Origin of the sequence: Streptomyces sp. AM6-12, assembly GCF_044327085.1 — a bacterium.
In the GTDB taxonomy this organism is placed as follows: domain Bacteria; phylum Actinomycetota; class Actinomycetes; order Streptomycetales; family Streptomycetaceae; genus Streptomyces.
Map to the genome: position 1 here is coordinate 2,656,918 of NZ_JBIQWN010000001.1, position 13,194 is coordinate 2,670,111.

Annotated in this window: 11 protein-coding genes and 1 pseudogene; 3 read left to right on the forward strand and 9 right to left on the reverse strand. The window is 69.9% G+C overall.

The window, feature by feature from the left end; translation table 11 throughout:
* Positions 1 to 12: 12 nt before the first annotated feature.
* Together ACE4Q9_RS11830 and ACE4Q9_RS11835 are read right to left on the reverse strand one after the other, a co-directional pair.
* A complete protein-coding gene (locus tag ACE4Q9_RS11830) occupies positions 13 to 921 on the reverse strand; it encodes a helix-turn-helix domain-containing protein (RefSeq protein WP_397984200.1) in 909 nt (302 codons plus the stop codon).
* Between the two features lie 218 nt (positions 922 to 1,139).
* The gene (locus ACE4Q9_RS11835) at positions 1,140 to 1,616 is read right to left on the reverse strand and encodes an ATP-binding protein (RefSeq protein ID WP_397984201.1); all 477 of its coding nucleotides are present in this window, start codon (positions 1,614 to 1,616) and stop codon (positions 1,140 to 1,142) included.
* 106 nt (positions 1,617 to 1,722) lie between these two features.
* On the opposite strand from ACE4Q9_RS11835, the pseudogene ACE4Q9_RS11840 reads away from it, so the two are divergent.
* Together ACE4Q9_RS11840 and ACE4Q9_RS11845 are read left to right on the forward strand one after the other, a co-directional pair.
* Positions 1,723 to 2,582 (forward strand): annotated as a pseudogene (locus tag ACE4Q9_RS11840) (helix-turn-helix domain-containing protein).
* Positions 2,579 to 2,788 (forward strand): DUF397 domain-containing protein, encoded by a 210-nt coding sequence (locus ACE4Q9_RS11845; RefSeq protein ID WP_397984202.1) that lies wholly within the window; start codon positions 2,579 to 2,581, stop codon positions 2,786 to 2,788. The pseudogene ACE4Q9_RS11840 and the gene ACE4Q9_RS11845 overlap by 4 nt, the downstream one beginning before the upstream one ends.
* 13 nt (positions 2,789 to 2,801) lie before the next feature.
* Here ACE4Q9_RS11845 and ACE4Q9_RS11850 read toward each other — a convergent pair whose 3' ends face one another.
* The 3 genes from ACE4Q9_RS11850 to ACE4Q9_RS11860 form a co-directional block, all read right to left on the reverse strand.
* Entirely contained in the window at positions 2,802 to 4,202 is a 1,401-nt protein-coding gene (locus tag ACE4Q9_RS11850) for an N-6 DNA methylase (protein ID WP_397984203.1), read from the reverse strand.
* Positions 4,199 to 6,304 carry a DEAD/DEAH box helicase family protein gene (locus ACE4Q9_RS11855; protein ID WP_397984204.1) on the reverse strand — a complete coding sequence of 702 codons (2,106 nt, stop codon included), beginning with the start codon at positions 6,302 to 6,304 and terminating at the stop codon, positions 4,199 to 4,201. The genes ACE4Q9_RS11850 and ACE4Q9_RS11855 overlap by 4 nt, the downstream gene beginning before the upstream one ends.
* Before the next feature lie 331 nt (positions 6,305 to 6,635).
* A complete protein-coding gene (locus ACE4Q9_RS11860) occupies positions 6,636 to 6,830 on the reverse strand; it encodes a hypothetical protein (protein WP_037659963.1) in 195 nt (64 codons plus the stop codon).
* Positions 6,831 to 7,007: 177 nt separating this feature from the next.
* On the opposite strand from ACE4Q9_RS11860, the gene ACE4Q9_RS11865 reads away from it, so the two are divergent.
* Positions 7,008 to 9,122 (forward strand): prolyl oligopeptidase family serine peptidase, encoded by a 2,115-nt coding sequence (locus ACE4Q9_RS11865; RefSeq protein WP_397984205.1) that lies wholly within the window; start codon positions 7,008 to 7,010, stop codon positions 9,120 to 9,122.
* Positions 9,123 to 9,250: 128 nt separating this feature from the next.
* On the opposite strand, the gene ACE4Q9_RS11870 is transcribed toward ACE4Q9_RS11865, so the two are convergent.
* The 4 genes from ACE4Q9_RS11870 to ACE4Q9_RS11885 are packed head-to-tail and all read right to left on the reverse strand — an operon-like array spanning position 9,251 to position 13,189.
* Entirely contained in the window at positions 9,251 to 10,312 is a 1,062-nt protein-coding gene (locus ACE4Q9_RS11870; RefSeq protein ID WP_397984206.1) for an ABC transporter ATP-binding protein, read from the reverse strand.
* Positions 10,296 to 11,279: an ABC transporter ATP-binding protein gene (locus tag ACE4Q9_RS11875; protein WP_397984207.1), complete on the reverse strand. Its 984-nt coding sequence runs from the start codon at positions 11,277 to 11,279 to the stop codon at positions 10,296 to 10,298. The genes ACE4Q9_RS11870 and ACE4Q9_RS11875 overlap by 17 nt, the downstream gene beginning before the upstream one ends.
* 7 nt (positions 11,280 to 11,286) lie before the next feature.
* Positions 11,287 to 12,273, reverse strand: coding sequence for an ABC transporter permease (locus ACE4Q9_RS11880; protein ID WP_397984208.1), 987 nt, complete (start codon positions 12,271 to 12,273; stop codon positions 11,287 to 11,289).
* A complete protein-coding gene (locus ACE4Q9_RS11885) occupies positions 12,266 to 13,189 on the reverse strand; it encodes an ABC transporter permease (protein ID WP_397984209.1) in 924 nt (307 codons plus the stop codon). The genes ACE4Q9_RS11880 and ACE4Q9_RS11885 overlap by 8 nt, the downstream gene beginning before the upstream one ends.
* Positions 13,190 to 13,194: the final 5 nt, after the last annotated feature.

The following is a 13,194-nucleotide window of genomic DNA, read 5'->3' on the forward strand; positions in this document are numbered from 1 at the left end:
GTCACGTTCATGTTAGGCGGCCTCCGGGAGATCGGTTCGGCAGTCGCGGCAGCGGCCGGGAGCGGGCGCGCGGAAGGGGCGGTCGCAACCGTCGCAGGTCTGGAAAGGGTGCCGTACGGGCTGTGGGGCGGCCGGTGACCGGAACGGCGGTGGGGGTGGCAGCTGGGCGGCGAGGCGGTGGGCCAGAAGGGCGGCGGGGCGTCGTAGCCCCTCAGGTGGCAGATCGGCGGTCAGTGCCCGGCGCACGGCCGCGGGGCTGACGTCGCGCTCCAGCCAGGCGGCGACGCCGGGGGCCAGATGTGCCGTGTCCTTCTCCGAGAGAAGCAGGCCCGGGTCGTGGCGGCGCAGATCGACGAGAAGGTCGGCGGCGGCCTGGAGGGCAGCGGGGGCGGTGCAGGCCGGCTGGGGCACGGCGGGGAGGGGCTTGGGGGCGGTGCGGGGAGGGCGCTGTGCCGGTGCCGCCGCCGGTCGTGCCGGCCGCCGGGTGGGGCAGCCGGGCCTGTCGGGGTGCTGGCGCTGGGCTGTCGGCTGGTTGCAGGAGATCGTCCGCGTGACGATACGGCCGCCGGGGACGCGGGCGCGTTCGCGGCGCAGGTAGCCGTGGGTCTCCAGCTCGCGCAGGGCGGCGGCGATCCGGGTGGCGCCCTCAGGGAAACGAGCGGTGAGGGTCTTGATGTCGACGCGGGCGCCCCTCGGCAGCGACTGGATGTGGCAGGCCAGACCGATCGCGAGGAGGGAGAGGTCGGGGTGCTGGACCAGGTGGTTGCCGATCACCGTGAAGCGGGTGGTGTGGCGGGTGTTGTCGTGGGTGAGCCCGCCGGAGCCGGAGCGTGCGGCAGCTTGAGGGCCCCGGTTCGGGTGCTTGTTGCCGCCAATGCCGGACTGGGCGCGCAGGGGCACGCTAGGGTTCTGGGTATCCATCGGGAAGTTGCCTCTTCCTCGGTGGTCAGGCCCTCGCACTGGGATTGCCGTCCCGGCGAGGGCCGTCGCATGTCTGCGGTGGTGTTGCGCTGAGCGTACGGGTAGCTGGGGCTGTGAAATCCAGCTGACGCAGGCATATTCACCCGGCCGAGTGAGCGAGTGGCTCGGGCGGGAGGGGTGGGGTTTGGTGGGTTCCTTTCCCCGTCCGTTCTTGGCTTTCAGCCGCCGGTGTCACCGGAACCCGTGGGGGCGGGTTCCGGTGTCTGAAGGCACAGTTCGGCCCAGATGGTCTTGCGCGGGAAAGGGCCCTCGGCGACATCCCAGCGGTCGGCGAGCGCGTCGACGATCAGCAGGCCGCGACCGGACTCGGCGTGCGCGTCCGGCACTTGGAGCTCGGGCAGACGGTCACCGCGCGTGTCGGCGACTTCGATGCGCAGAGTGTGGCCGACAACGTAGAGGGTGAGGCGGAAGCTGCGGCCGGGCAGGCGGCCATGGGTGGCGGCGTTGGCGGCCAGTTCCGCCACGATGTGCGTCGCGGACTCCGACGGAATTCCCCAGCTTCGGAGCTGGTCGGCCGCGAGTAGCCGGGCCAGGCGGGCTCCGCGTGGGGTGGAGGACAGCAGGACGGTCAAGTAGCGGATGGCGCTGTCGAGTTCGGTGTTCCGGGCGTTGGGGTCGGCGAATTTCTGATTCACGTCACTCAGAGTGGCCGACTACGCCTACCGTGATGAGTGATTGCGCCGTTGCGTACGGTGACTGTCCGGCGGTTGTCCGGAACGTCGGCACGTGTCAGGAGGGGTGATGACGGACGAACTCAAGGGCGAGTCGGACGAGCCGGGTTGGGGAGGTGGATCCGGATGACGAGTGGGGCGTCGCGGTCATCGCCATGGTGGGACGACAGTTGAAGCTGCGCCGGGAGGCGGCGGGGATGAGGGCCGGCGAGTTCGGCAAGGCCATCGGCTACGGCGAGGACCTGGTCTACAAGGTCGAGGGCGGAAAGCGGATTCCCCAGCCCGGGTACCTGGACAACGCCGACAGGGTGTTGAGGGCGGGTGGGCTGATCTCGGCGATGAAGGAGGATGTGGCCAAAGTCCGGTACCCCAAGAAGGTACCGGATCTGGCGGCGTCGGAGGCGAAGGCGGTCGAGCTGCTCTCGTATGGCAGCCACGCCCTGCATCGTCTGTTGCAGACCGAGGAGTTCGCGCGGGCGCTGCTGATGACACGGCGGCCCGTGCCTTCGCCGGACCAGCTGGAGCAAGCGGTAGCCGCTCATGGCCAGAAAGGCGATCTTCGAGCGTTCACCTGCCCCGGAACTCAGCTTCGTCCTGGAAGAGATGACGCTCCAGCGCCCAATCGGCGGCAAAATGGCGCACCGCAGCCAGCTTGAGCACCTGTTGGATGTGGCGCGGCTGCCGACTGTCGGGATTCAAGTGATGCCGGTGGACCGCTGGGACCATCCTGGCTCGGGAGGGCGAATCCAGGTACTGAAGTTCGAGGACGGCACGGCGGTCGGGCGCATGGACGACGAGTTCAACGGCCGTCCCGTCTCCGACCCGAAGCACCTACGGGTCCTTGAACTCAGCTATGGGATCATCCGAGGCGAGGCTCTGACTGCAAGCGAGTCGCTGGCCTTCATCGAGCGATTGCTGGGAGAGACATGATCCGCAAGGCCCCTGCCGGAGCAGCTTCCGAGCTCAGGTGGTTCAAGAGCAGCTACAGCGACACCAGCAACCCAAATGATTGCGTCGAGGTCGCCATAGCGCCCCGCACCATCCACGTCCGCGACTCCAAGAACGTCGAGGGCCCCCGGCTCACGCTGGCGCCGGGGGCCTGGGCTCGCTTCGTGTCGTACGCCTCCGAAGACTGACCCGACCGGCCGATCACTCGACCTCGACCTCCGGTACGTCCACCTCGCCGCCCAGGGAGCGGGCGATGGCCGTGAACTCGTTCAGGGCGGACTGGAGGTCGCGGACGATCTCCTCGGCGATCACCTCGGGCGGCAGACCGCTGTCGGCGTCGCCGAGGGCCGGGTCCTTCATCCACGTGATGTCGAGGTTGACCTTGTCGCGCGCGATCAGTTCCTCGTAGCTGAACTTCTTGAACGGCCCGTTCTCGTCCTCGGACTCGATGCGCGACGACCGCGGCTTGCCGGGCCGGTAGGCGGCTACGAAGTCGTCCAAGTGCGCGCGGGTGAGCGGGCGTTGCTTCAGCGTGAAGTGCTGGCCGGTACGGAAGTCGTAGACCCACGTCTCGGTGGTGTGCGGCTTGCCGTCGGCGCGCGGGGACTTCTTGTCGAAGAAGAGGACGTTGGCCTTGACGCCGCCCGTGTAGAAGATGCCGGTGGGCAGTCGCAGGATGGTGTGCAGGTCGAACTCGTCCAGGAGCTTGCGGCGGACCTTCTCACCGGCCCCGCCCTCGAAGAGGACGTTGTCGGGCAGGACGACGGCGGCACGTCCGCCAACTGCCGTGAGCGACATGATGTGTTGCAGGAAGTTGAGCTGCTTGTTGGTCGTGGTCGCGGTGAAGTCGTCACGGTCGTACTGGATGTCCTCCTTCTCCACCTCGCCGTCCTGACCGATCACGGTGATCGCGGACTTTCGGCCGAAGGGAGGGTTGGCGAGGACGAGGGTGGCGTGCTTGCCGCTGGGCTTGTCGGCGAGGGCGTCGCCGACGGTGATGAGGCTCGGGCCGTCGCTCTTGCCGATGCCGTGGAGGAGCATGTTCATGGCGGCGAGGCGGGCGGTGCCGGTGACGAGTTCGTTGCCCCAGATCTTGCGGCCGCTGTCGTAGGCCATGCGCTCGTCCAGCGACATGGTCTTCATGTGGTGCTCGCGGATGTAGGCGTGGGCGGCGATGAGGAAGCCGCCGGTACCGCAGGCCGGGTCGGTGATGGTGTCGTCGTGGTCGGGCTGCGTGAAGTCGACCATGGCGTCGATGAGCGCGCGGGGGGTGAAGTACTGGCCGGCGCCGGTCTTGGTGTCCGAGGCGCCCTTGGCGAGCATGGCCAGCGAGACGCCCCGCTGTTCGCCGGCCGGGATCAGTGGGCGGGCGTCCACCAGAGGCGAGTCGGTGACGCCCACCGCGTCCATGAGGACGAAACGGTCCTTCGTCAGGTCGGAAGCCGCCTCCGGAGTCACCTTCTTCAGGTCGTCCGGGTCGATGGAGCGGGCCCCCCGGCCCTTCATCTGCTCGAAGAGCACCGGACTCTTCACCGACCTCAGGAAGATCACGCACTCCAGCGGCTTCACGTCCGTGCCCGTGGCGATCATGTCGACGGTCACCGCGACCGCAGGCGAGGCGAGTTCCGCAGGTCGTTGATGAGGGAGTCGGGGTCGTCACCGTTGGCCCGCGACCGGTAGGTGATCTTCTTCGCGAACTCGTCGCCGCGTCCGAAGACCTCCTTGACCTGCTTGAGCACCTCCTCGGCGTGGTCGTCGCCCGCCGCGAAGACCAGGGTCTTGGGAAGGTCGGCCCGGCCCGGGAACCAGCGCTGCCAGTTGTTCTTGTACGTCGTCAGCACGGCGCGGATCTCGTCCTCGGTGATCACCGAGCGACCCAGCTGTGAGGTGGTGTAGGCGAAGTCCTCGTCCAGTTCCTCGTACCGCTGGGCACGCGTCTGCCGGTCCCGGATCCGGACGGTCGTACCCTTCTCGATCTTCGCGCCGCCGTTCTCACGCAGGTCCGTGTTGAGGCGCACGATGTCGAAGTCGACGTTGACGCCGTCGGCGACAGCCTGTTCGAAGGTGTACTTCGAGACCTCGTTGTGGTCGAAGAAGCCCCTGGTCTGCCGGGTGGGCGTGGCGGTGAGGCCCACCAGGTGGGCGTCGAAGTACTCCAGGACCCCGCGCCACAGACCGTAGATCGAGCGATGGCACTCGTCCACGATGATCACGTCGAACGACTCGATCGGGACGTCCGGGTTGTACTCGACAGTGATCGGCTCGTCCGCCACGTACGTCTCGTTCAACGGGGCGCCCGCTGATTCGTCCGTCTCCGGCTCGTCCGTCGTCTCCGGCTCGTCCGTCAGCGGCTCGCCCTTGAGAAGCGCGTACATCCGCTGGATGGTGGAGACCACGACCGAGGAGGTCTCCTGGAGCCCGCCGCGGCCCAGCATGTCGACGTTGTAGAGGTCGGTCAGCTTCCGGTTCTCGTCCGGCGTGCGGTACTTGTCGAACTCCGCGCGGGCCTGGCGGCCGAGGTTGTTGCGGTCGACGAGGAAGAGGACCCGGCGGGCGCCCGCGTGGCGGAGCAGCCGGTAGGTCTCCGTGACGGCCGTGAAGGTCTTGCCTGCGCCCGTGGCCATCTGGATCAGGGCGCGTGGCTTGTCGGCGGCCAGGGAGTCCTCCAGGCCGGTGATCGCCTCCACCTGGGCCATGCGCAGGCCGTGGGTCTCCAGCAGCGGCATACTCGTGCGCAGGGCCGCCCTGAAGGTGGGGGCGTCCGGATGCTCTTCGGCGTACCGCATCCACGCCGCGAGAGTCTCCGGGCGGTGGAAGCCGAAGACCTCCCGGGAGCGGGCCTCCGGGTCGATCCGGTTGAGGAAGTACGTCTCCGTGCCGGTCGTGGCGTAGCGGAACGCGAAGGACTCCTCGCGGCGCCACACGGCCATCGCGTGTTCCTTGAGCACGCCCGCCGCGTACCGCTCGTTCTGTCCCAGCGCTCCGGCCAGCGGCGTGCCTTCGCGCTTGGCCTCGATGACGCCGACGATCTTGCCGTCGACGTAGAGGACGTAGTCGGCGCGGCCGGTGGCAACGGTGAACTCCTCGATGGCGCCGCCCCTGCCCGCCAGCGGGTTGGCGTCCGCCTTCTTCTGCACCGCCCAGCCCGCCTCGGCGAGCATCGCGTCGATCTTCGCCCGCGCCTGGACCTCGTTGAGAGGCGCCGGGCGCTGGGCGCGCTCCACGATCGCGTCGCGCGCGGCGGAGGCGATCCTGCGGGGCTGGAGGCGCTCGCGGTCGTACTGCTGCCGGTGCGCCGCCCGCAGTTCCTCGACCTGAGCGGCGTGCATCACCTTGGCCTGCTCCGCGCTGGCCATGAGTTCCTCGGCCCTGGCACGGGCGCGGCGCTCGGCCTCCAGACGGTCACTGGTCTCCGAGAGCTTCACCTGCGACTCGGCGAGAGTACGACGATGCTCGTTCAGGGCCTCCCGCAACTCCGCGAGCTCTTCGGGAGAGACCGACGGGGTCTCGGCAGGCAGTGTGGGAGGCACGAAGGCCGTCACCGTGCGCGTGCCGCCCAGGGCCCGGTCGAACAGGTCGCCGAGCTGCCAGCACAGCTTCAGGGCCTCCAGGGCCTTCGTCGTGTCAAAGAGGTGGTTGTGCGCGGCGTCGTTCCGGCCTCGGCGCAGCTTGTCGAAAGCCGCACGGCTCCAGCCCACGAGCACGCCGGCGCGCGTGCGTTCAAGCGGTCGACCTGGCGGGTGCCTTCGACCCGGGTGCCCGTACGGGTGACGAACTCCTCGGCCAGGACCTCACCGAACTGACCGGCGCTGACGTAGGCCGCGTTCGGGTTGGTCAGAACGGTGAGTTCGGCCTGCGAGCCGCAGATCGCCAGGAGAGGCTGGTACCCATACAGCCGCCCGAAGTTGGTTGACGCCTTCGCCAGTTCCCTCAGTCTCCGGTCCACGCCCTGCTCGTCCACCCGCTGCCCCCAGCCTCACTCGTCCCAGGACGGTCAAGCTTACGAAGTCAGGCAGCGGGCCGAAGCAGAACAGGTCAGAACTTGATGCTGCCGATCATGCTCGCCACGTTGGTGGTCAGCTGGCTGATCGTGGGCGCGATGGTCGAGGAGGCGAGGTAGAAGCCGAGCAGCATGCAGACGACCGCGTGGCCGCCCTTCAGTCCCGACTTCTTCATCAGCAGGAAGACGATGATCGCCAGCAGCACCACCGCCGAAATCGAGAGTGCCACGGCGGCTCACCTCCAAAGATCCCAGGGACACGGCTGTTCGGAAAGATCGGTAGAGCAAGTCCATGCGGACACCGGCAGGTTCATACCCACACAGCGGTAGTGATCATAACTATCCGTACTCGCGCATCTCTCGGCGCACGGCCGCACAAGGGGGCGCATGGCCAATATGGTCGGGGTATGACGACCGAGTCCGACTCCTTCCCCCGCAGACACGCGAGGACCCAGCGGTTCACCCTCGGCGCGCCGCGCGGGTTCACCGTGGCGCCCGACGGCACGCGTGTCGCGTTCCTGCGTTCGAGCTCCGGCGCCGACCGGGCCAACTCCCTCTGGGTGCTGGACCTCCCGGACGGCACCGAGCGCCTCGCCGCCGATCCGGGCGCCCTGCTGGGCGGCGCCTTGGAGCAGCTCTCGCCCGAGGAACGGGCCCGCCGGGAGCGCAGCAGGGAGGGCGGGGCCGGCATCGTCGGCTACGCCACCGACGCCGCCGTGGAGCTGGCTTCTTTCGCCTTGTCAGGGCGGCTTTTCACGGCCGACCTGACGACCGGCGAGAGCCGTGAACTCCCCGTTCCGGGACCGGTGATCGACCCGCGTCCGGCGCCCGACGGCCGGCACATCGCCTACGTCGCGCGGGGTGCCCTGCGGGTGGTGGGCGCCGACGGCGAGGGCGACCGCGCGCTCGCCGAGCCGGAGACGGAACAGGTGACCTACGGGCTCGCGGAGTTCATCGCGGCCGAGGAGATGGGCCGCAACCGGGGCTTCTGGTGGGCGCCGGACGGCGACCGGCTGCTGGTGGCCCGTGCGGACGACACGCCGGTGGCCCGGTGGTGGATCTCCGATCCGGCCCACCCCGAGCGCGAGCCCAACAGCATCGCGTACCCCGCGGCGGGCACCCCTAACGCGGACGTACGGCTGTTCGTGCTGGGCCTCGGCGGGGAGCGCACGGAGGTGCTCTGGGACCGCGCCCGCTACCCCTACCTCGCCCGAGTGCACTGGTCACAGGCGGGTGCGCCGCTGGTCCTCGTGCAGTCGCGGGACCAGCGGAGCCTGCTGTACCTGGCGGTGGACCCGGACACCGGGACGACCCGGATGGTGCACGCCGACGAGGACCCAATTTGGCTGGAACTTTTCGCCGGGGTGCCGTGCTGGAGCCCCTCCGGACAGCTGGTCCGGATCGCCGACGAGGGCGGCGCCCGAGTGCTCGCCGTGGGCGAACGTCCGCTGACCAGCGGCCTGTTGCACATCCGTGCGGTTCTGGACGTGGGTGCGGACGACACGCTCGTCACCGCCTCCGCCGGAGCCGACGCGGAGGATCCCGAGACCGGCGAGATCCATGTGTACCGGGTGAACGAGCTGGGCGTGGAACGCGTGTCGCAGGAACCCGGCGTGCACTCGGCCGTGCGCGCCGGGGGCGTGACCGTGCTGGTGTCCGCGACGCTTGACAGGCCGGGCACGCGTGTCCAGGTGCTGGCTGACGGAAAGCCGACGGCGACTGTCCGCTCGTACGCCGAAGACCCCGGTTTGTCCCCCAGGGTCACCCTCACCGAGGGGGGCGCACGCCGAATTCCGTGCGCCGTGCTTATGCCACGGGACTACCACGGTGACACTCCCCTGCCGGTGCTGCTCGACCCCTACGGTGGCCCGCACGGTCAGCGGGTGGTCGCCGCGCACAACGCCTACCTCACCTCCCAGTGGTTCGCCGACCAGGGCTTCGCCGTGGTGGTCGCCGACGGCCGGGGCACTCCGGGGCGCTCGCCCGCCTGGGAGAAGGAGATCAAGGACGACATCGCCCAGATCGTGCTCCAGGACCAGGTGGACGCGCTGCGGTCGCTCGCCGAGCGGTTCCCGCTGGACCTGGGCCGGGTGGCCATCAGGGGCTGGTCCTTCGGCGGTTACCTGTCCGCGCTGGCGGTGCTGCGCCGCCCGGACGTCTTCCACGCGGCGGTGGTCGGCGCGCCCGTGACCGACCTGCGGCTCTACGACACCCACTACCAGGAGCGCTACCTGGGCGACCCGGCCGAGCAGCCGGAGGTCTACCGCCGCAACTCGCTGATCGACGACGCCGGTCTGGTGGACGCGGCAGGGCAGCACCGCCCGATGATGGTCATCCACGGCCTGGCGGACGACAACGTGGTGGTCGCGCACTCGCTGCGGCTGTCCTCCGCGCTGCTGGCCGCGGGCCGCCCGCACGAGGTGCTGCCGCTGTCCGGGGTGACCCACATGACCCCGCAGGAGACGGTCGCGGAGAACCTGCTCAACCTCCAGTTGGACTTCCTGCGGCGGGCCCTGGGCTGAGGCGGACCGCGGCCGTCAACGGCGTTAACATCCGGGCAACTTGACGGAAGCGGTTCCGATATACGGACACGCCAGGCTGTACGGCGTACGGCCGTGCGGGTGCCGTGAGCGGGCCGGGGTGCGCCATGTCACCCCGGCCCGTCGCCGTTCGCCTCCGTGGCCTCCGGCGGCACCACCCGCTTCTCCTCGGCGAAGTGGCACGCCGAGTCGTGGGCGGCCGGACCCTCCCGGAAGACGGCCGGCACCGCGAGGGCCGGCACCTCCAGGGCGCACCGCTCCCGCGCCTTCCAGCACCGGGTGCGGAAGCGGCACCCGGAGGGGATGTCCGCGGGCGAGGGGACGTCCCCGCCGAGGATGACGCGCTCGCGGCGCTCCCGCGCCTCGGGGTCCGGGACCGGCACCGCGGACAGCAGCGCCTGGGTGTAGGGGTGCGTCGGATGCTCGTAGATCTCCGTGTCCCGCCCCGTCTCCACGATCCGGCCGAGGTACATGACCCCGACCCGGTCCGAGATGTGCCGCACGATCGACAGGTCGTGCGCGATGAACACGTACGACAGCTCGAACTCCGCCTGGAGCCGGTCCAGCAGGTTGATCACCTGTGCCTGCACCGACACGTCGAGCGCGGACACCGGCTCGTCGGCCACGATGACCTCAGGGCGCAGCGCGAGCCCCCGCGCGATCCCGATGCGCTGGCGCTGGCCGCCGGAGAACTGGTGCGGGTAGCGGTTGACGAAGTCCGGGTCGAGCCCCACCACGTCCAGCAGTTCCCGGACCCGGCGGCGCCGGTCCCCCTTGGGGGCCGCCTCGGGGTGGATCTCGTACGGCTCCCCCACGATGTCCCCCACGGTCATCCGGGGGTTGAGGGAGGTGTAGGGGTCCTGGAAGACCATCTGGATGTTGCGGCGCACCGCCTTCAGGGCGCGCCCGGACAGCCGCGTGATGTCCTCGCCCTTGAACCGGATGGACCCGGCGGTGGGCCGCTCCAGGTTGCACAGCAGCTTGGCGACCGTCGACTTGCCGCAGCCCGACTCGCCGACGATGCCCAGGGTCTCGCCCCGGCCGAGGGTGAAGTCGACGCCGTCGACCGCCCGGACCGCGCCGATCCGCTTCTTGAACAGGACGCCGCGGGTCAGCGGGTAGTGCTTGACGAGCCCGCTGACCTCCAGGACCGGTTCACCGCTCGTCGCCATCCAGGCACTCCCTCCAGAAGTGGCAGGCGCTGCCGCGGGCTTCGGACACCTCGTACAGCGGGGGCACCTCGCTGCGGCAGACCTCCCGTGCCATCGGACAGCGCGGGTGGAAGGAGCAGCCCGGCGGCACGTGCGCCAGGTTCGGCGGCAGGCCCTTGATGGCGTACAGCTCCCGCCCCTTGAGGTCCAGGCGCGGGATGGAGTCGAGCAGGCCGCGGGTGTAGGGGTGGGCGGGCGCCTTGTAGATGTCGTGCACCGGCGCCGACTCCACGATCCGCCCGGCGTACATCACGGCGATCCGGTCGGCCACGTCCGCCACCACCCCGAGGTCGTGGGTGATGAGGACGAGCCCCATGCGGTACTCGCGCTGCAACTCGGCGAGCAGGTCCATCACCTGGGCCTGCACGGTGACGTCCAGGGCGGTGGTCGGCTCGTCCGCGATGACCAGGGCCGGTTCCAGGGCCAGCGCCATGGCGATCATGATCCGCTGGCGCATCCCGCCGGAGAACTGGTGCGGATAGTCCCGCACCCGCTGGGCGGCGGCCGGGATGCGCACCCGGTCCATCAGCTCGACGGCCTTCGCCCGCGCGGCCTTCCGCGACATCCCCCGGTGCACCGTGAACAGCTCGGCGAGCTGATCGCCCACGGAGAGCACCGGGTTGAGGGCCGACAGCGCGTCCTGGAAGATCATCGCCATCCGGGCGCCGCGCAGCTTTCGCCGTTCCTCCTCCTTCATCCGCAGCAGGTCCCGGCCCCGGAAGAGGATCTCGCCGCCGGTGATCCGCCCCGGCGGCATGTCGAGGATGCCCATCACGGCCTGCGCGGTCACCGACTTGCCCGATCCGGACTCGCCGAGCACGGCCAGCGTCTCGCCCTCGTCCACGGCGTACGACACCCCGTTGACGGCGTGGGCGACCCCGTCCCGTGTCCTGAACTCCACGTGCAGATCGCAGACTTCGAGCAGCATGGCGCCGTCACCTCAGCTTGGGGTCGAGGGCGTCGCGCACCGCGTCGCCGAGCATGATGAAGGCCAGGACGGTCACGGCGAGGGCGCCGGAGGGCCACAGCAGGGCGTGCGGCGCGTTGCGGATGTAGGGGGAGGCGGCGGAGATGTCGATGCCCCAGGAGACGCTGGGCGGCTTGAGGCCCACCCCCAGGTAGGACAGGGTCGCCTCCAGGGAGATGTAGGTGCCGAGCGCGATGGTCGCCACCACGATCACCGGGGCGACGGCGTTCGGCGCGATGTGCCGCAGCAGGATGCGCGAGTCGGAGGCGCCGAGGGCACGGGCCGCCTGCACGTAGTCGTGCTGGCGGGCGGTGATGACCGAGCCGCGCGCGATGCGGGAGATCTGCGGCCAGCCGAGCAGCACCATGAAGCCGATCACCGGCCAGACCGTGTTGCTGGTGACCACGGACAGCAGCACGAGGCCGCCGAGGACGACGGGGATGGCGAAGAAGATGTCGGTGGTGCGGGACAGCAGCGCGTCCCACCATCCGCCGAAATAGCCCGCCAGACCGCCCAGGACGGACCCGAGGACCGCGACCCCCAGGGTGGCCAGGACGCCGACCGTGACGGACGTACGGGCCCCGTAGACGGTGCGTGTGTAGACGTTGCAGCCCTGCCCGTCGTACCCGAAGGGCGCGCCGGGCCCCGGACCGTCCTGGGACTTGGCCAGGTCGCAGCTGAGCGGGCTGCCGGAGGCGATCGCCGAGGGCCACAGGGAGACGAACACCAGGAAGAGGATGACCAGGGCGGAGAGCAGGAAGACGGGGTTGCGGCGCAGATCCCGCCAGGCGTCCGACCACAGCGAGCGCGGCCGGCCCGCGGGTCCGCCGCCGTCCGGCGCGCCGGGGCCGGGGCCCGGCTCCAGGGTGGCGGCCTCGCTCGCGCCGAGGTCCATGGCACCGCCCATGCCGGTCCCGGCGATGGCCCCTTCGGGCTCGTACGGCTGTTCAGGCATAGCGGATCCTCGGGTCGAGTACGGCGTACAGGAGGTCGACGAGGAGGTTGGCGAGCAGGAAGACCAGCACGAGGACGGTCACGAAGCCGACGACCGTCTGGGTGTTCTGGCGCAGGATGCCCTGGTAGAGCTGGTAGCCGACGCCGTGGATGTTGAAGATCCGCTCGGTGACGATGGCGCCGCCCATCAGCGCCCCGATGTCGGTGCCGATGAAGGTGACCACGGGGATCAGCGAGTTGCGCAGCAGGTGCCGGGTGACGACGCGGCGCCGGGGCAGGCCCTTGGCGGTCGCGGTGCGCACGTAGTCGGCGCGCTTGTTCTCGGCGATGGTGGTGCGGGTGAGCCGGGTGACGTAGGCGAGGGAGACGGAGGCGAGGACGAGTCCCGGCACGATCAGCTCGCCGAACGCGGCGGCCGGCGAGACGGACGGTTTGATCCAGCCCCAGGCGACGCCGAGCAGCAGTTGCAGCAGCAGGCCGGTGACGAAGGTGGGGACGGAGATGACGACCAGGGTGGCCAGTAGGACGCCGGTGTCGACGGGGTGGCCGCGCCGCAGCCCGGTGACGACGCCGAGCGCGATGCCGATGACGATCTCGAAGGCGATGGCCACGATCGTGAGCCGGATGGTGACCGGGAACGCCGCCGCCATCAGCTCGGTGACGGGCTGCCCGTTGAACGCCGTACCGAAGTTTCCGGTGAAGACGTTCCCCATATAGGTGACGTACTGGCGCCACAGCGGCTGGTCGAGGCCGAACTCCCGCTTCAGCTGGGCGGCGGTCGCCGGGTCGCAGGCGCGCTCGCCGCACAGGCCGGCGATCGGATCGCCCATCACGTTCACCATGAGGAAGATCAGCAGGGTGGCCCCGATGAAGACGGGGATCATCTGGAGCAGTCGCCTCGCGACGTAGCGGCCCACGCGGC